At 58.5% G+C, this 17,619-nt stretch carries 18 protein-coding genes and 5 pseudogenes; 8 read left to right on the forward strand and 15 right to left on the reverse strand.

The annotated features are described in order from the left end of the window. Positions 1-33: 33 nt before the first annotated feature. The 5 genes and pseudogenes from ACH79_RS39165 to ACH79_RS39185 all read right to left on the reverse strand — a co-directional run bounded on the left by ACH79_RS39165 (position 34) and on the right by ACH79_RS39185 (position 4,613). Positions 34-977: pseudogene (locus ACH79_RS39165) on the reverse strand (IS630 family transposase). Positions 978-1,212: 235 nt separating this feature from the next. Beyond that, positions 1,213-1,467: pseudogene (locus ACH79_RS39170) on the reverse strand (transposase); the annotation flags it as partial. Positions 1,468-1,631: 164 nt separating this feature from the next. Further along, positions 1,632-2,821, reverse strand: a protein-coding gene (locus ACH79_RS39175) for an IS3 family transposase (protein WP_161856782.1) whose coding sequence is annotated in 2 segments (ribosomal slippage) — positions 1,632-2,572 and positions 2,572-2,821 — 1,191 coding nt in all. Because the reading frame shifts where the segments join, the coding sequence is not laid out codon by codon here. Positions 2,822-3,572: 751 nt separating this feature from the next. Next, a complete protein-coding gene (locus ACH79_RS39180; protein WP_161855577.1) occupies positions 3,573-3,935 on the reverse strand; it encodes a phage head-tail joining protein in 363 nt (120 codons plus the stop codon). Between the two features lie 144 nt (positions 3,936-4,079). Continuing rightward, a complete protein-coding gene (locus ACH79_RS39185; protein WP_161855578.1) occupies positions 4,080-4,613 on the reverse strand; it encodes a terminase gpA endonuclease subunit in 534 nt (177 codons plus the stop codon). 48 nt (positions 4,614-4,661) lie between these two features. Between ACH79_RS39185 and ACH79_RS39190 the strand changes: the two genes are divergently transcribed. Beyond that, positions 4,662-4,949, forward strand: a complete 288-nt coding sequence (locus ACH79_RS39190) for a hypothetical protein (RefSeq protein WP_141688675.1) — start codon at positions 4,662-4,664, stop codon at positions 4,947-4,949. Here the strand turns inward: ACH79_RS39190 and ACH79_RS39195 are convergent. The 3 genes and pseudogenes from ACH79_RS39195 to ACH79_RS39205 form a co-directional block, all read right to left on the reverse strand. After that, positions 4,942-5,196 (reverse strand): AMP-binding protein, encoded by a 255-nt coding sequence (locus tag ACH79_RS39195; RefSeq protein ID WP_305764735.1) that lies wholly within the window; start codon positions 5,194-5,196, stop codon positions 4,942-4,944. The two genes, ACH79_RS39190 and ACH79_RS39195, sit on opposite strands and share 8 nt — an antisense overlap. Before the next feature lie 867 nt (positions 5,197-6,063). Continuing rightward, positions 6,064-6,801, reverse strand: coding sequence for a glycosyl hydrolase (locus ACH79_RS39200; protein WP_057861833.1), 738 nt, complete (start codon positions 6,799-6,801; stop codon positions 6,064-6,066). Between the two features lie 1,030 nt (positions 6,802-7,831). Continuing rightward, positions 7,832-8,005, reverse strand: a pseudogene (locus ACH79_RS39205) (IS256 family transposase); the annotation flags it as partial. 5 nt (positions 8,006-8,010) lie between these two features. Here ACH79_RS39205 and ACH79_RS44595 point away from each other — a divergent pair. Further along, positions 8,011-8,413: pseudogene (locus tag ACH79_RS44595) on the forward strand (transposase); the annotation flags it as partial. A gap of 1,521 nt (positions 8,414-9,934) precedes the next feature. Here ACH79_RS44595 and ACH79_RS39210 read toward each other — a convergent pair. Further along, positions 9,935-10,474: a hypothetical protein gene (locus ACH79_RS39210; RefSeq protein ID WP_210255650.1), complete on the reverse strand. Its 540-nt coding sequence runs from the start codon at positions 10,472-10,474 to the stop codon at positions 9,935-9,937. A 142-nt stretch (positions 10,475-10,616) separates the two neighbouring features. Between ACH79_RS39210 and mauJ the strand changes: the two genes are divergently transcribed. Further along, entirely contained in the window at positions 10,617-11,114 is a 498-nt protein-coding gene (gene mauJ, locus ACH79_RS39215) for a methylamine utilization protein MauJ (RefSeq protein ID WP_161855580.1), read from the forward strand. A 15-nt stretch (positions 11,115-11,129) separates the two neighbouring features. Here mauJ and ACH79_RS44600 read toward each other — a convergent pair whose 3' ends face one another. The 3 genes from ACH79_RS44600 to ACH79_RS39225 all read right to left on the reverse strand — a co-directional run bounded on the left by ACH79_RS44600 (position 11,130) and on the right by ACH79_RS39225 (position 12,105). Then, positions 11,130-11,366 (reverse strand): hypothetical protein, encoded by a 237-nt coding sequence (locus tag ACH79_RS44600; protein WP_246738316.1) that lies wholly within the window; start codon positions 11,364-11,366, stop codon positions 11,130-11,132. Then, positions 11,363-11,611: a Fic family protein gene (locus ACH79_RS44605; RefSeq protein ID WP_246738317.1), complete on the reverse strand. Its 249-nt coding sequence runs from the start codon at positions 11,609-11,611 to the stop codon at positions 11,363-11,365. Before ACH79_RS44605 ends, ACH79_RS44600 begins: the two co-directional genes overlap by 4 nt. Positions 11,612-11,850: 239 nt before the next feature. Continuing rightward, complete coding sequence (locus ACH79_RS39225) at positions 11,851-12,105, reverse strand: hypothetical protein (protein ID WP_161855581.1); 255 nt, start codon at positions 12,103-12,105, stop codon at positions 11,851-11,853. Positions 12,106-12,398: 293 nt separating this feature from the next. On the opposite strand from ACH79_RS39225, the gene ACH79_RS39230 reads away from it, so the two are divergent. The 4 genes and pseudogenes from ACH79_RS39230 (at position 12,399) to ACH79_RS39245 (ending at position 15,294) form a co-directional block, all read left to right on the forward strand. Then, entirely contained in the window at positions 12,399-12,956 is a 558-nt protein-coding gene (locus tag ACH79_RS39230; protein WP_161855582.1) for a hypothetical protein, read from the forward strand. Next, positions 12,953-13,417, forward strand: coding sequence for a hypothetical protein (locus tag ACH79_RS39235; protein ID WP_161855583.1), 465 nt, complete (start codon positions 12,953-12,955; stop codon positions 13,415-13,417). The genes ACH79_RS39230 and ACH79_RS39235 overlap by 4 nt, the downstream gene beginning before the upstream one ends. 83 nt (positions 13,418-13,500) lie before the next feature. After that, the gene (locus ACH79_RS39240) at positions 13,501-14,706 is read left to right on the forward strand and encodes a triacylglycerol lipase (protein ID WP_161855584.1); all 1,206 of its coding nucleotides are present in this window, start codon (positions 13,501-13,503) and stop codon (positions 14,704-14,706) included. A gap of 172 nt (positions 14,707-14,878) precedes the next feature. Continuing rightward, positions 14,879-15,294 (forward strand): annotated as a pseudogene (locus tag ACH79_RS39245) (phage terminase large subunit family protein). A gap of 8 nt (positions 15,295-15,302) precedes the next feature. Here ACH79_RS39245 and ACH79_RS39250 read toward each other — a convergent pair. Then, positions 15,303-15,836 (reverse strand): GNAT family N-acetyltransferase, encoded by a 534-nt coding sequence (locus tag ACH79_RS39250; protein ID WP_161855585.1) that lies wholly within the window; start codon positions 15,834-15,836, stop codon positions 15,303-15,305. Further along, complete coding sequence (locus tag ACH79_RS39255; protein WP_161855586.1) at positions 15,824-16,141, reverse strand: DUF1778 domain-containing protein; 318 nt, start codon at positions 16,139-16,141, stop codon at positions 15,824-15,826. The genes ACH79_RS39250 and ACH79_RS39255 overlap by 13 nt, the downstream gene beginning before the upstream one ends. A gap of 694 nt (positions 16,142-16,835) precedes the next feature. Between ACH79_RS39255 and ACH79_RS39260 the strand changes: the two genes are divergently transcribed. Next, the gene (locus tag ACH79_RS39260; RefSeq protein ID WP_161855587.1) at positions 16,836-17,312 is read left to right on the forward strand and encodes a hypothetical protein; all 477 of its coding nucleotides are present in this window, start codon (positions 16,836-16,838) and stop codon (positions 17,310-17,312) included. 137 nt (positions 17,313-17,449) lie between these two features. Here the strand turns inward: ACH79_RS39260 and ACH79_RS39265 are convergent, their stop codons facing one another. Further along, positions 17,450-17,590, reverse strand: coding sequence for a hypothetical protein (locus tag ACH79_RS39265; RefSeq protein ID WP_161855588.1), 141 nt, complete (start codon positions 17,588-17,590; stop codon positions 17,450-17,452). Positions 17,591-17,619: the final 29 nt, after the last annotated feature.

Raw genomic sequence — 17,619 nt, forward strand, 5'->3', positions numbered from 1 at the left:
TCTCGAGTAGCCCACCACTAGAGCGGTTCCCGATCAGGTTGGCGCGTATCCGGCGGCTCCGAAGTAGTTGGCGCATTCGCGTGGCGTGAAGCGGTCGAGGCAACGCCCGATGGCAGTCCACAGTCCTTCGACCGAACGTTCGGCGGCGGCGCGCAGCAGTGCTTTCAGCTTGGAGAAGGCGTTCTCGATCGGATTGAAGTCGGGGCTGTGGCCGGGAGATAGAGGAGAGTTGCGCCGGCCGCTTCGATTGCCGCGCGCACGCCGGCGCCTTTGTGGCTGCCGAGATTATCCATGACGACGATATCGCCTTGCCGCAATTCTGGAACGAGAACGTGATCGACATAGGCTTGGAACGCAGCCCGTTAATCGGCCCATCGAGAACCATCGGTGCGACCATGCCCGACAGGCGCAGCCCGGCGATGAAGGTCGTCGTCTTCCAGTGGCCGTGCGGGATGGAGGCACGTAGCCGTTCGCCGCGGGGCGCACCCCGCGGGTACGCGCCATATTGGTCGACGCCCAGGTCTCGTCGAGGAAGACGAGCTTGTCAGGATCGAGGACGAGCCGGCCGTCGAACCATTCCTCCCGCTTCTTCAGGACGTCCGGCCGTTCCTGCTCAGCGGCGTGCGCGGTCTTTTTTTGAGCGTGATCTTCCGGCGCTGGAAGAAGCGCGACAAAGCGGAGATGCTGAAGGCGTGTCCATCGGCCGCGAGCGCCGCCTTCAGCTCCTCCAGTGTGCTGTCGGGCTTGGCCGCAATCAGCGCGAGGATGCGGTCGGCCTGTGCCTCGATCGCCTGCGAGCGTCGATCACCGCCCTGCGGCTTCGCCATCACCTCGCCCGTCTCGCGCGCCTGCGCTACCCAGCGGATCGCACTCGACACTCCGACTCGAAAGTGCGCCGCAGCCGCTCGACGCGACATGCCGCCTTCAACAGCGGCGACCACACGCTTACGAAGATCGGCCGAAAGAGATGCCGCCATGCCCGCCGGCCTCCTTCGCCGGCAGACAGCTTGAATCAGAACCGGCCTGATTTGGGAATCCCAAACGATTCAATTTGGTCGGAACCCGCTCTAGCAGACGAGAACTGCGACGAGAAGGACCGAGGCAATTCCCAGGCTCACTAGTTCCAACGCGCTTATGGAGCCAATGTCCATTGTGTTGCTCCCGCCGCTCTTACAAGCCCTGACCTGCCACTGAACCTTCATCCAGCGGCGGTTAGAGCTCGCCGGTTTGTACGCCAGGTGGCGCGGGTGGAACAACGGACGATCCGCGGAGCTGGTCGGGGTTGCGGAGCCGCTCGTCCGTTGCGGTGAGGTGGGCAGCGCAGGCCGCAGGGGTGAGGTATTTCAGCGACGAGTGAGGCCGCCGGGTATTGTAGTCGGCGACCCAATTAGCGATTTTGGTGCGGGCGTCGTCGAGATCGAAGAAGAGGGTCTCGTTGAGCAACTCATCGCGCATCCGGCCATTGATGGGGAAGACGGCCCCCGCTCCCTCGGCCGCGGCGATATACTGGCGATGCACGAACCCGCTAACAGGAGCAATTCACCAATGGAAGCCGCGACAATTGGGTTGGAATTTCGAAGCACGTGTTTCACATCCATGCAGTTGATAGCCAGTGACCTTGCCCCCAAGTTTTATCCAATCCTGAGTTCGCTCCGGCTATTGGATTTGCCCGGTTGGGCGGTGGTAGCGACGGGAGCTGGCGCGGAGCCCTCGGCATAGCGCAGCGCCAGATCCCGGCGCGGATGGCAGGTGAAGGCGAACTCGGACGGCGTCTTCCATCCGAGCCGCGAGTGTGGGCGTGCATCGTTGTAATCGGCGCGCCAGCATCCGAGCGCGACGCGGGCCTGGGCCAGCGAGGTAAACAGCGTCTCGTTCAACAATTCATCCCGCAGCCGGCCGTTGAAGCTCTCGATGAAGGCATTCTGCATGGGCTTGCCCGGCGCAATGTAGTGCCAGGCGACCCGGCTCTGATCAGTCCATGTCAGGATGGCGTTGCTGGTGAGTTCGGTGCCGTTGTCGCTGACCACCGTCTTGGGCTTGCCGCGCTCGATCACCAGCCGGTCCAGCTCCCGCGCCACACGGGTGCCGGAGAGCGAGGTATCGGCCACCAGTGCCAGGCACTCGCGGGTGCAGTCATCGACGACGGTAAGGATACGGAAGCGGCGGCCATCGGTGAGCTGATCCGACACGAAGTCGAGCGACCAGCGGTCGTTCGGCGCCATCGCCACCGTCATCGGCGCCCGGGTCCCGATCGCCCGCTTGCGGCCGCCACGGCGGCGCACCGCGAGCCTCTCTTCCCGGTACAGACGGAAGAGCTTCTTGTGGTTGACCAGATAGCCCTCCCGCTTGAGCAGCACATGCAGGCGTCGATAGCCGAAACGACGACGTTCCTGGGCGATTGCCCGCATGCGCTGGCGAAGGCCGGCTTCGTCCGCCCGGGTCGTCTGGTATCTCATGGTCATGCGGCAGCAGCCGATGGTTTTACACGCCCGCCGTTCGCTCATCCCGAAGGCGCCTCTGAGATGGGCGACAGCTTTCCGCTTGGCCGCGGGCGTCACCATTTCTTTCCCACGAGGTCCTTCAAGGCAGCATTGTCCAGCATGGCGTCGGCCAAGAGCCGCTTCAGCCGTGTGTTCTCGTCCTCCAGCGTCTTCAGCCGCTTGGCCTCCGACACCTCCATCCCACCGAACTTGGCCTTCCATTTGTAGATGCTGGCGTCGCTGACGCCATGCTTGCGGCACAGATCGGCAACCGAAACGCCGGCCTCATGCTCCTTCAAAATCCCGATGATCTGCTCTTCCGAAAAGCGGCTGCGCTTCATGCTCTGGTCCTTGTTGTGGGCCAGAACGAACTTCAAGCTGGATTAAGCCCGTGGGGCAAGGTCACCAGGGCCGGGTGACCGGTCGTCAACGCCTCCGGCGAGGTGAAGTCATGTCGTTCTTCTCCTCGCTCGCACCTCCGTTGGGCCAAGGCAAGGTGATCGCCGCCCGAACCGCCGCTTCATCATCCGTAACGCGGGGGCGAATGAGGCAACGAGACTGGCGCGAGCGCGCTCGATCCATAGCGACAACTCGGCGGCGGCTCCTGCGCCGGATCATCAAGTGGAATTCGACTATGATCTCGCGCGCCTCGACCAGGGTTGGTACGCCAGCTTCGATCGCCGCGACAGTGACCGTCTCTGCCTTCGACAGCGTATCCTGTCCGACCGTCATGAGACGAGCGATAGTTCTGGCCGACGGGATCCGGTGAAGGTTTTCGACATTCGATGCCGTCCGCAAATCGATGCGCCAGATCCGCAGCGCAATCGGGGTGACAACAATCGATCCCAAACTGCTCCCTGCGGCCGAGCGCTTGCAGTATGACGGATATCTTCGCCGCGAAGAGACCAATGCGACGATCTTGGCCCTGTCGAAAAGCGGAACGCGGATCAAGTAGATCGTGCGCCAAACCGGTCATAGCAGGAAACTGGTTCGACAGGTGATCCGTGACGAACGCCATGATTCTTCCGACCCGGCAGAGTTTGCTCGATCAGCACCTGCCATGGCCTGACCATCAGTGGGCCACCGGCTGCCTTAACGGCGCTGAACTTTGGCGGCGCCTAAGGGCGCGCGGCTTCCGCGGCAGCGCCGCCGGATCGGCCTGATTGCGGATCGACGGCGCCTTGACGCGATAGCGCGGCTTCTCGGTCGCGGTGGCGACAGGCATCGCTCAGAGACCCTATTCCCACGCGCGACCATGCGGAACGTCCGGCGGCGCACCCCGGCGCCGCTCAGATCGGCATCGATGCCCGCGAGGATTTCCCGCAACTCGGAGAGCGAGCGATATTCGACCGACTCGTCCGAATAGCTCACGCGCTCGGCGCCGGATGCAATCGCGGTCAGCAAGTCTTCCTGCTGCTGTTGCGTGAATGTCAGCGCGCCCGATTTCCTTGCCATGGCTCACACTCCCAAATAGCCCGACCGCACGATCCGGCGCGGCGCACGCGGGAAAGTCCGGTGCGTCGGTCGCACGTCATTCGGTGGCGGCGGGTTCTCGTTCGTCCTGGCGGGCGCCTCTCGCTCTCGCGGCTGGCCAACCCGCTACATGTTCATGAGGTAGCTAGTCGCGGCCAGCATCGCCTCGCAGTCGAGGAAATGGTTGTTCTTCGACCGCCTGATCCACTCCCGGCGCCCGGTCGGTGACTTGACCTGCGCCTCGGAGACAATCTGGTGGCAGTAATCGTCATCGATGCCGACCGGCACATTCCATGCGCCGGGCGTTTCGGACGGCCAGCGCAATCGCTCGTGCACCAAGCACTTCCAGTGATCGGTATCGAGCCGCACCAGATCGAGACCGAACTTCGCCGCCTTGCCGGATGGATTGACCTCGATCTTGGAGAGCGGCACACGCATCGGCGCGCTCGATCCCTTGGTCGGGCGGACGCGCTTCGGAAAGCGGCGGCAGAATTCGTAAACGCGATTGAGCGGCAGAGTGTCCGCCTTGCCCGGGCGAAAGCCGCTATCGACGAACGTCAGATGGATCGGGAAGCCATCGATCGGCGTCGAGATCAATTCTGCGAGCTGATCCCACACCTCGGTGTCGGCGGTGTCGCCGCGCAGCCGATCTCCGACCACGGCCAATTGTCCCGGATGCCATCGAAGGTCTGAAGGTGACATGCGGCGGTGCGGGTGTGGGCGACCTTCAAGGACGAGAAGGAGCCGCGCTATTTCCCGCCACTCGATGCCGCGCCGGATCAGTTCACGCCCGGCAAGCTGCGCCCGAAGCGGAACGACTGCGGCCGGATCAAGGGCTCGCCGCTTTGGGACATCAAGCCCGACCTGCAATTGTTCTACAACACGTCGCGCAATTGGGCTCGCATGTATGCGCCCGATGTCATCTCCGGGCGTGGTCAGAAAACCCAAGCAATCGATTTTGCAATGCTTTATCTTATGCCATCGCGGATCAGGTAGCCGCGCGCCACCCCCCCCCCCCCCCGAGCAAAAGGTCCCCCCCAAACGGAACCGGCGCACCATGAGCATCCAGCAGGTACACCCGCGTGTTCGCGATCGGGCGGCCATGCGGCACAGCGTTGTCGCTGAAGAGCCATCCCGAGGTCACCACGACCGTAGCTTCAGTCGGCCCATAGTTGTTGATGAGCTTGAGAGCCGCTGGTAGAAGCCCAGGCACACGCTGGAGACGATCCCCGCCAACAAGCATTACTCCAATCTGCAAATTGATGAGCTTATCTTCCAGCGCGAGTGTAGCCAGCGTCGTGATCAAGAAGGCAATGTCCAGCGATTGATATCGCCACCATTGCAGCAGATGCAAGGACGACAGACAGATTTTACAACACTACCCGCAGGACACTCGACGATCGGCTATCTCAGCCCGGTTGAGTTCGAGCGCAAGGTGGGTTTGGCTTAACCCGATATCCATCAAACTAGCAGCAGCTCGATCTGGCGTGGAGCCCACCTCGTTCGATCTGCAATACAGTGCTTCGGACTGGCGATGCCTGCAGAACACCTCACGTCGGCGCGTCTTGCGGTAAACGCGTTCTATGGTCCGCCGCGTACGGTCCCTCAAGGGAGTACCACGATTTGGGCCGAACCGCGCTGGCGGGCCTTCTCCATTGCGGCGCGGCACGCGCTGGGGAAGGTCAACGGTATGACCGTTCTGAATTCATAATCTTGGGCTGTATTTTGGGGCGAGATGATCCGAAAGCGCCAATAGCGGCGCCCGCTAGGCTTCTTTCCGTACTGGCGCTCCCAGCGCGAAGTGTCAATCCGCATAACACCCATGTTCGGTCTTGATGGTCTCGAAGAGTCCACCTTACCCCTAGCGATCGTGCTGCAGCGGGTCAGCCCTTCCGGTGGTGACGTTGGGCTGGCTTTGATGTCTAAGATGCGGGCAACTACAGACTGAACGTCGCCATGCTTCCGAAGACGAATTGAGCGGGGCATGCCAACGCCGGGCCAGATTTACACTGAAGCTGCCATTCCAGCCACCGACTTGCTACAGAAAACGCCCAAAGACCGTGCCCACTCCGGGCCGACGATCACCTCGCCGACGGTCCCAAAAAAGTAGTCACTTCGAGGTCACAGCCCAATGGTTGACGTCAAAGTTTAGTCCACCTGGGGACGAGGTTATCTCAACGCCGTATTGGACGCTGCCGACGATTATGTCGCCGAAGTATCCTTTCGACTTGATCCATTGCAGGATACTCTTGAGATCCACGGTCTCGCTGTTGGTCTTGGAAGTGCGTAGAAACGAAATGACCTTGTGTTTGTTCCAGCCTTCAAACACATTCCAAGTCGCTCCGCCCACATTGATGCCTTTGTAGACGGGAATCGCGGCCCCGGAAGAAGTGTAGTTGTAAGAAATGGGCTTAACATCGCCGCTTCCGTCGGGATTCCCCGTGTAATTGGTCCAGAGCATTATCTCATAACCATTTGAGCTGTCCCAGATATCGTAGGCGAAGTTCCAACGGCCGCCAGTCGGGACGCTCTGATTGAAGCTTGAGCTCAGGTTGTTAATCGCACTCAGCCGTTTCCCAACGTTGAAGGCCTGGTGGGGATAGCTCTTGATGCCGTCGGTTTCAGGTTGGTTCGACCACACATTCCATTGATTGACCGCATGCACCGAGATCGTCTGAGGCCCAGCACCTTGGCCATATACGTCGTTGTTCCAGGAATAGCCATTAAGGGAATAAGTACCGTATTGATCGCTCGAACTCCAGATCGGCGCTTTCGCGGACGCTGGGAACAGCGCAATCATTACCGCAAAAGGCAGCGCAAGTACGTTCAGCTTCGACAACTCAGACATTCTAAATCTCCACCTGAGATCTGCCCGCCAGCGACCCAGCAGCAAGCAAAAGTGATGCCACAACGAGAACCGCGGCATCTTTTGCGCGCTTGACCTCGTATTCGCAACAGGAAGGCGCGTTCTGCTTCTGAACGCCGGAAGTACTGCACCTAGATACTGGGCGTGTCGCAGCACGATCGCGGACTGCACTGGATCCAGGCCTACGCAGGTCTCGATCGTTTTGCGCCGAACTATAACCATGCCGCACCAGACGTGCGCGTCCGTCGGCAATCTGAGAGCCCTTAGCCCGACAAGAAAGGTCTCGACGTCGAGCCCGACGGCCTGCTCCGGAAAGCTGCCGCTGGTCTCGTGGTGTTAACAACGGGCGCCCCGACGATGCAGATTAGGCTGCTTCACCGATATCATGCGTTATGCTGTGCAAGATGGGTCCGGCTTAAGATCGTGAGCTGTCTTTGGGTGCTTCCCGAAAAGCGCAGCACCCTCTCATCCCGAAGAATCGAAAAGGCGGGCGACACTGCTTTCAGCGCCAGTCCGAGACAGGTGATAAGCGACCGATCTAAGGAATCGCCAGATCGCCCGCGCTGTTCTTCTGCTCGACCAAGCCTGATCATGCTTCTTGTAGGCGCGCTAGCACGTCGTAGATGTGCCGCAATGGGCGCTATGTCGACAGTAGTGTCGAATACTGGGCCTTCGTCGCACCCTGAACGAATACTTGCAAGATGAACGATCTCGATCCTTTCGCCTAGCTCGCCAGATTATTGATGAGGATTGTCTATGGTCATGAAGCGCAAACTTGGCCAACTGCTTCCTCTGCGCTGTTACGGGCAGCCTTGAAAAGAGGTTTCTTGGAATGAGGCTCACCTTAAGTGAGTGCCGCTGACGGTATCGGCATTCTGTATGGAATCTGGAAGTGAAGCAGGCCAACGCAGCTAGCCGCAATTGACGCAGTGTTAATCTCAAAACAGAGCTGAGAAAGTGGCAGGCCGCTCAGCTGAGCCACCATTCAACCGAGGCTGCTCAGTGCTTCCATGGAAATCACCGCAGGCGACAGATTCGGCGCGTCCTCACCCAGCAAGGCGGTCAGCGCCTCCTGGAAATCCCCGGTCGAGATGCCGCGCAGATACAGCACTGGCAACAGCGCATCCAGACTTCGGGTCCGCCGTGCCCACAGCGGCAGGATCGTCGAGCTGAACCGGATCCGCTCGCCAATTCGCCGAGAAATACCGCGCCAAGTACGGCCGGGCGGTCGAATGTCTGGTCAAGGACCGCGACGCTCCTGGCCTTCTGCGACTTTCCTGCCGAGCATTGCGACCACCTGCGCACGACCAATCGCATCGAGAGCGTGTTCGTCACCATGCGGCACAGGACGTGCGCACCACGGGCTCGTTGTCGCCGACCACCGCCAGGCTGAAGTGTCATCGCCGCATCACGAGCTTTGGCGGCCCAAAGGCACAAACAGTTGCCGAAGATCATTGCGGGTGTCAGATTCAACGATGGCATCGAGATCATCCAAATGCCGGCTAACAGCGCCGCCTGGTCACCTCGTCACCCAAAATCCCGACGTCCGGAGGGAATTCATGCTGCGCTCGAGCAAGCTGCAACGAAGTCCTAACCGAGCTCGGCGAAGAACTCGCCAAGACTATCGTCCATTGCGGTCGGCAACTAACATTAGGACGCCCCCTGGCGTCGAGCACCAACGGATCCGCCTAGAGGAGCCGGCGGATCGGTGCCCAGCGATACCACTTTCATCATTGATGAGTCTTGATCAGACGAGCGAGCCGCTCGCGGCAATTGCGAAATGACGAATGTCGTCGATTTCGCGGTCAGACTGGACGATTTCACGTCGCACTGGCATCTGCCGCTTTCGATGTATCTGATCGTTTGGTCGACAGACTTCTCAAACGGCTGTGGTCGGAATTTACTCCACCAAAGCTTCTAATCTTCTCGTGGGGACTTCGCTTCAATACCAGTTGAGCTGCTTAATAGATTCGTCAGCATCTGCCTCACAGGCTCGCTCATAAACGGCCTTAATATCCATCCGAAGGCGCCTACCGCAAAGACTCCAAACGCAAAAACGCCAAGCGCACTCCAAACAGCCATCTTCATTGTGGGTCGCTCCTGCTTCCGTTGAGCAGTATCGCCAACAAAGGCCTGCGAGGCACCTATCAGGATTGGTAAAGGACGGTCTCAAAAGTTGCGCCACGGTCGCCGAACACACGTTCATTGCGAGATTAGGAAGTGAACATGGGAAACCTTGGAATTCAAAGGGCCAACCGCGCACGTATTCAGACCGGCTGAACGAACTCGATGCCCATATTCCCGCTTTAGAAATCGCGCGGTAGCTTGGTAACGCGGCCAACCAATCATGTATAGCGAAGACGAGCAGATAGATGATGGGCTGTCACGTGCTATCGCCCGAGCAGAGACCAGTTATTAGTCGCGAGGCGGCGACAAAAGCGGACGAGGACACTGATCAGGATCGCATCAGCACCTGGACCTAAAGGAACTTGTACCAGGATCGAGACGCCAGCGCGGCGGCCGCCGTTCCGGTCTTGTGATAATTTTCCTCCCTCAATACGAAATCGAAAATCTAGCTGCCGCGCGTTGAGAGGCAACCGACATCACACGAGCGCCACCTTGTCCGGTTCAAGACGACGATGTCGGAAGTCCGACGGTCAGCAACGTCATTCAAAAGCAGGCAGTTGCGCATATTTTCGCTCGCCATGCAAGGCGCTCACCAGATTCCGCGAGCGGCAGCCGATTGCTGGAATCAGGAGCAAACCCGCCACTGCCAAAGCGCTCGCGGGGGGCCCGTCTCAGGGACTGCCAATGAGCCGCGCTCGACTGATCCCGGTCAAGCACAGATGCCGCTTATGCTCGGAAGTGAAGAACCGGCGAACATCAATGTTCGCGATTGCCGCCAAGTTCACCGAGCCGGCGGGGCACATCGCAACCTTCAAGCAAGAAATCCAAACAGAAGGCCGTGCTCGGCGCGAGCCGACCCTTTTTAATCAGACTACGCATTTAATCAGACTACGCAGGACGGGTCGTGCAAAGTGATTCTCTCGGCCGACGATTCCCGCACGAAGAAATTGGTCGAGGATGTTCTGGCACTACGGGAAAGCCGGCTCACTTACGCCAGCGGCAACCTGGTGCTCTGGAGCAGAATGGCCAAGTTCGTGAACGGCTCCGACACGTTGATGAAGAGGCCCGGAAGAGCTTCATTCGCGCGCCGCCGCCATCGGCGCCGGGAATGAATAGTCATGGCGGGGCGAAGGTCGTCTATCGGCGCGATGGGCAGAAACACCGGGCGTATTTCGTGCCGAAGGGAGCGGTTTCGTTGTTCGCAAAGGGACGCGAGGTCGACTTCGACCCCGACCACGACCGGATGAATGCACCCGCGCTGCGCGAGATGACGTTTACGAATGAGTTCTTTCGGCGCCTCGCGCAGTAATGGGAACTGGCCGAGCGCTTCCCTGCCCCTCCCGAAGGCGACGGCTCGGAATACGATGCCGAGGAAGCCGAGCAGGCGCGTTACCGTAGGCTCGGCGTCCGCAACGGCTCGCGCTTTCTCAATATCGGTGTCGATAACCAGGTAACGTGGCCCAAGGAAGAACAGCTCGTCGCGTTCGACCGGTATCAGTTGGTCCTCATGCCCAAGACCAAGGATCACGTGCAATCTGTAAACATCGATCTGACGGCCAACCAAATTGACGAGCAGACCGCCATGACGGTAATCAAACCGCTTTTTAAGCGTGATGGCTTGGTGCGACGATAGCTTTGCTATTGCAGAGCATGGCTGGTCGGGAAATCCCGTGCCGGTTGCCGTAACAAAGCGGGACCTCGCTTTCACAACGTCGCATGAATACATCTTTGACCGGAAAATTCCGGATTCCGAGGAAGCACGGCGCGCACTTGCGCTCTTCCGGGAGGCACGCAACGCCCAGCAAAATGGGTTCATCAGCTACGCCGCCTTGAACTACTACAAGATCATCGAGATCCGGCATCACGGCAAGGAAGCAGCCCGGAAATGGTTTGTGACGAATTTTGAGGCTTTGCGAACCGCATCCAAGCAGGGAGACGACGATATCGCCCGCTTTCTTGCCCTATGCGGCAACGAACCGCCGCACAAATACATCCACGATTCCTGCCGCATTGCCGTTGCGCATGCAGGCAAGCACTCGAAGTCCGATCCGGATGATGCCCATGAAATCCGACGCCTGCACACGGCGGCCGATGTCATGCACAGGCTGGCACGCCGCTTCATCGAGATGGAATTTGCGGTCTCGGATGTGATGTACGCGGGTACGTAGGCGCTTCGAGCCGCCCTAGTCTTTCCCGGCTGCGCCTTGTCCACCCTTGCGTTTGACTTCTTGCGCTTCGTATTGGGCCTTGACCGTTGCGTCATTTGTCTCACCCGCGACCGAATCAGCTCCGCTGCCATCCAGGCCCGGCGCCGCCTTGATCGCGTCCGCAATGTCCTTGATCTCGGAGCCCTTGCGGATGAATGGCTTTAGATAGGCATCGAGCTTGCCTTTACCGGGCTGTTCGAGTTCTTCCGTCAAGGCGGCAAGATACCGATCCTTATCGGTAGCGGCCCGATGCCGATACCAGCGCGGCGCGCAAGCTCCGCATGAATCATGATGGTACGGCCGTTGCCGTCCAGGAAGGGGTGACCGTAGGTGAGATAGCCCATGACTTCGCCAGGCTTCTCCGCCATGAATGCCATGTCCTGTGCCTTATCCAGCGCGTAGTCGATGGCTTTGCGAATGTCGTCGGGATGAGCGAAGAAGATGGCGCCCTTCTTCACATGGATGTGAGACGCGTTTGTGTGCCGATCCTCGCCGGCCCATGGGAATACGGCAGCGTTTGTGCGTTTTTAGAACGTCGTCATAGCTCAGCGAAGGCGGCGCCTTGAGGTCTGCCAAGGCGGCATCGATACCGGTCAGGAACGAGTTGTGCAGAAGGCGCTGGACGATTTCTGGCTTTTTCGCCTTGGCCACATTGCGCAATAGCCGCGCGTCGCAAAATCCCCCAACGGATCAAATGTCACGGACGGCTTTCGCGCAGATAGCGTGCCTGAAGGCGCACAGCCTGAACGCGGTCCAAAATCCCGGCTCGCTGGAGCGCAACGATGGTATTCTCGATAGGATCGAAATTCACGTCGTCGCCGGAGAGCCGCGTCACGTGCTGGGCAAATACGTCATTCGCTGTCACGACAACTGCAACGTTGTTGGCAGCAGCCAACCTCTGGATCACCTCGGCGGTATAGTGGGGCTTGGTCGCGGGACGTCGGATCGACATGGATTCTCCTTCCCACCAATATAGTACGCCAAGGTCTGAAAATCCATTAAGTTGCAATCCTCTCGGTGCATTTTGGGGCGGCTAAGCCCCTGAAGACCCCTAAAAATTACCGACGCCTTGTTGCGGGGCCGAGGCCCTCTGGAAGACCGAAACGGACGGCGCAAACGTCCATCGGAATCAAGGGGTTGGCCCTAATTCAGGAACGCTCAACCATACGCCCTCTATAATATAGCTGTATTTCAGGACTTTCCGCCGTTTTGGCGGACCGAAGCCATTATTTTGAAGAGCGATTTATGACGGAAGATTCAGCGCATCCAACGCCTATCACACGGCACCCATCGGCCTGCTTGGATAACCACTTCTTCGCGCAGGCGTTGCCCGAGGTCGCGGTCGTTGCGGCTCATAAGAATGTGTATCTTCCGGAGGGTGAGCCCGAAGCCGTCTTGCGCTACGCGCTCAAAGACATTCCCCGAAAGACCGTCAAACAAGCCCTTCAGAAGAACGACAAGGCGTGCTGGGCTGTCAGCTTCGCTCTCAATCATGCCCTTGATGTACTCGCGATGAAGCGCCTCATCATGATCAGTCGGGCGATATGCAAGATGCTGCTGCCGGATGACGCTGCACTCGTACTTGAAGCCGAAGCCTCGCTAAAGCGCCGCTTTGCCAATGATACGGCTCCTACCATGGAATCTGGCGCGATCCAATTGAGGAAGTTGCCGACTATATTCGCGCGGCAATCACCGACCAAGACAAGCCGCCCGTCAAAATTCCCGATGACGCTTCCCATGTCGCGGTGCGAGGCCTCGCTTTCTCCCGTCAATCGCAGCCAACAGAACGATCAACAACAATGACGACCGCCCCTACTCCACGCCCTAAGACTATCTCCAAGGCCGAATTCGCTCGCCGCATCAATGTCAGTCGATCGCGGGTGTCGCAGCTGGAAAAGGAAGGCCTGCCCGTCCGGGTAGATGGCAAGATCGATTTTGCAAAGGCGAAGCGCTGGACCGACAAGAACCTCGATCATCACCGCCGAGCGGCCCGGAAGCCCGATGCGTTCGATATGCCGCAGACGGCAACGGAAACGCGCGGTGAGAAGCTTCGCTGGAAAGCTCAGCTTCGCGAATTGGAATCCGAAAGCGATCTGGCGAACTGGTCGACCGTGCCGAAAGGACAATCTTCGAGCGGGCCACCGCCGAGCGCGATCGTTGGATCGGATGGGTTGCGCGGGCGACTGCCCAAATCTCAACCGAAGCTGAAATCGATCCGACGAGGCTATACGGCGTGCTTGACCAGCTCGTCCGCGACCATCTAACCGAACTGGCGGCGACGTCTTTGCTAGATCTGCAGAGTGGATAAGAATGCGGGCAGATGTCGGCAGGTAATGAGAGGGCGACCATGGCGACCTTCATTCTGGTACACGGCACATTTGCAAATGCCGCAGATTGGCCCGCGTTGCAGTCCGGCTTAGCCGAGGAAGTCAGCCCTCCAACAGACACCGCTCGTTTTGAACAAGTGCCTTGGACCGGCAAAAACCGCGCGAGCGCCCGTCAGGCTGCCGCAAAGCAAATTCGCTCGAAAGTCGACGAAATCCGAACGCACTTACCTTCTGAGAAAATCTTCATTATTGGCCATAGCCACGGTGGGAACGCTATTGCTTACTTCCTAAAGACTTATCCAGAGGTAGCCCTAGAGGTAACCGGCTGCGCATTCCTTTCAACTCCGTTCGTGGCAATTCGCGCTCGGGCAGGCGCAATACGACCTCTTCTCTTAGTTCTTCTCTTCATGAGTGCTGCACCAGTGACCGTTTGGGCCGAGTACGCTCTCCCACGTTCAATAAAGAATATTGCCGATTGGCCGATGCAATTCTGGTGGGGAGTCGCCGCGCTCGCGGTTCTTTCGCTGTTGCTGACGCTAATTGCTTTCAGGCCTTATCGATCCCGAGACACAATTGATGCAATGCTTGCGAAGACGATTCTTCAGCAAACCACGGATATTCCAACAGGGAATTACCTGTTCTTACGTTGCTCGGGTGATGAAGCAGCAGCTGCTCTTTCGGCTTTCCAGTTTAACGCTTGGCTTGCTGTAAAGCTCTCTCAGAAAATAGAGCACTTGTTCCGTCCTCTGTTCAGCGAACGTCCCCTTGTCGTTATGGGCTTTACCGCATTCGCGGTCATTCTGTTCTACACTGCATTTCGCGCCGCGATACCGATCGCCTCGGATCTCGCGGAAATTGGGATTGTAGAATTATTCCGGCAGATGGGATCGTGGCTTACTGATGGCCAAATCCTGAGAGTCGTAGTCGTAATCCTATTTCTGCTCCTTGTTTTTGTGATCCCCATTATCTTCATCCTGTCGTTACTAGGGACCATTGCAGTGTTCGCAGCACAAGCGCTTGCTTCTTGGTCGTTCGGATGGACAGAATTCAGGGCGGGCCTTCTGGTTGAACTTGCAATTGAACCATTGCCCTTTGGAAATTATTCGCTCACTCACATAGATTGGGCGAGCGCATCCGCGCCAGATGGTATTACCCACAGCTGGACATACGAGCATCCTGTTGCCATCGCTCGATTGCGGGATTGGGTACAGTCCGGATTGTCCTGAGGCCATGATCTCATCTGTTGAAAGCTGGGCCGAGGATATATGGTGTCGCGGGCTCGCACCCGAGCCGCCGCTAACTATCTCCGCTTGGGCAGACGCGCATCGGATGTTGCCGGAGACCGCCTCCGAACCAGGTCCGTGGCGGACAGATCGGACCCCATACCTCCGCGATGTGATGGATGCACTCTCGGCATCCTCACCGGTCGACCGCGTTGTCTTTATGAAGGGGGCCCAGCTGGGCGCAACGGAAGCCGGGCTGAATTGGGTCGGCTACGTCGTAAGCAACGCGCCCGGCCTGATGCTCTACGTGATGCCAACCACGGAAAGCGCCCGTCGCAACGTGCGCACGCGCATCGACCCCTTGATCGACAGCACGCCGATCGTGCGCCAGCGGGTCACTAAGGCGCGATCTCGCGACCCCGGGAATACGGCGACGCTCAAGTCCTTCCCGGGTGGCAAATAGCATTTGTGGGCGCCAACTCCGCCGTTGGTCTGCGATCGACGCCCGCCCGGTACCTGTTCCTCGACGAGGTCGACGGCTTTCCGCATGACCGCGCTGGACAACAACCGGTCGGCGCTGTGTTGAGTTGAGAAAGGCCCTAAGACATGGCCTCGATTACAGTTTCAATTGGCATAAAAAACGTTCGCGAACCGTCAGGATACTCCTGGAATTCCTGATCTTTCCAAAACTGCGCTGCCTCGTCGTCGATCGCGTGAACAAGAACGCAACGAACTCCGATGTTTTCCGAAACGGAAACAATCCGTATCAGCGCGTCCTGCAAGAGGTCCTTGCCCAAGCCCTTCCATTGGGGCGATTTGTCACGAGCCAGTCGGCCGATAATGGCGACAGGTGCGTGATTGGGGAGACCTTGCTTGCGCTTCAGCTTGGACGGTAATTGTTTGCGTTCAACGCTGCCCATAGCAATGCAGTAATAGCCTACGACCACATTGCCACTACATACCACGTAAGTTCGGGCGAATTGCCCCTCGCTATTCAGCGCTTGATTTTTGATCCAATCATTAAGCGGCGGCTTTCCGCAATCAAAATGGCCGAGATCGTGGAAAGTCGTCAAGCGCACGGGGCGAGTGAGTTCGCCGCGCGCTTGACGAGGATGCTCGACTATTTCTGCCACAGCGGTCGACGCTTCATCAGCGCCTTGAGCGCAGGTCCGGCAGGCGGCGGATTGTCGAGAGCATCGATGAATGCATCATACTTTTCCGCGTCTAGAACAAATAGACGCTGGTCGAGCAGAACATCGATGGCGTGCTGTCGCGCGCTATCAAGCACGAATTCACTCAATGTCTTGCCAACAGCAGCAGCGGCGGTGTCTATGAGCTGCTTAGTCTGCTGCGGAGCGCGAATGTGAATGTTCGCGCTACTTTTCTGGACCCGCCCCTTCGAACGCGCGGGCGGGCGCTCTAATACTGCGGTTGACATTGGAAAATCCCTCTCTGCTGCTGATTGGTATATAGGGTAGCCGTGTACACAACGTCAACACATATTTGAAGTTCCCCTGGAAGGCGTCGCCGTGCTGCCCACAAAACGTATTATTTTTCAATTAGTTACAACTTTCTGGTAGCGAACTTACCTGCGCTATTCACAAGACAGCGGGTCGCCTGGTCGGCACGCGCAGGCCAAAAATCAACATTATTTCAAAGAGTTGGACGGTTGGACGAATTTGACCGGACCAGATTCCATATATGCTTCGGTCAAAAGAGTCCGACGGCTAGCACCGGAGGCCAGACTCGCTCGCGGGCCTCAAGGGGTTTCGCCCACCGTTGGCGGCGCCTTCAGCGCCCTTGCCCCCGCGTTCGAGCCCGGCCGAGGACTCCGGTGGGGCTGACGCCCCCAATCCGGACTGAAGTCCGTCTTCCGCAATGATTTGAACACCAGCGACATCGAGGGGCGCAGTGCGCCGGCCCTACGGCCGGCGGCCTACGCTCTCTCAATTCGTTCCCGTCGCGGCAGCCCAGACTTCTGACGAAGGGGATAGGAGAACAGGAAGCGGCTACGCGGAAGGTTGAGGCCTTCATGAGCGCGGTCACCATGCGCGAGACTCTGCTTTTTCGATCATTGACATGATGTTTGAGGCCTGACATAACTTCAAACACAATGTTTGAGGTCAGAGAAAATGTCCGAACCGATCTATACGCTGAAGCAAATCTGCGACGCCCTGAACATCACGCGTGGCCGTGCCGAGCAATGGATCGCGCGGGGCCACTTCCGCCCTCCGCATAATCCGATTTTTGGGGCAGCTCGGGAATGGCAGATCCAGGACGCTATTCGCTTCGCTGCCTTTGGGGTCATCGTCGATAGCGGCATTCCTCAAGAACAGGCTGGTGTCATCACGCAGTTGGACATGCACGGGTTCAAAAACGATACGGCTTTCTTCGTTGTTTGGAGGGGGCTGCATGAGACTGCCACCAAGAAAGCGTCTGGGACGTTCCTGAAAATGCACATACCTGGCGTGTGGTACGGAGAGATCGTCAAAGAAAGCGCCTTGCTGGCCCATCTCGAGAATGAGGATGTTTGGTCAGCGACTGTCGTGAATCTCGATAACCTTGAACGCAAGGTCAAAGCAGCCCTTGGATACGAGGGGAGCAAGTAATGACCAGCACGCCGACGCAGACGAACCAGCGCAAGGGCCGTCGCAAGAAGATGCAGGCGCAGCATCTCGTCGACGAGGACATCGAACCGTGCCAGCCTTGGAAGCCTACATGAGGGCCGCTGTTCAAGCGCCATTGCTCAGAGCTGCAGCAGCGGATCATCGTCGGCGGTGAGCGGCCGACGTTCGAAGAGATCGCGGACTATCTCAAAATCCCGGTTTGGGTCGCCGTCGCTGGGTTTGTCCATTCGGTGGAAAAACAGGAAGCCAAGCTTCGGCAAAACTGATGCTCAACGCCCTCACCAACATC

Origin of the sequence: Bradyrhizobium sp. CCBAU 051011 (assembly GCF_009930815.1) — a bacterium.
In the GTDB taxonomy this organism is placed as follows: Bacteria; Pseudomonadota; Alphaproteobacteria; order Rhizobiales; family Xanthobacteraceae; genus Bradyrhizobium.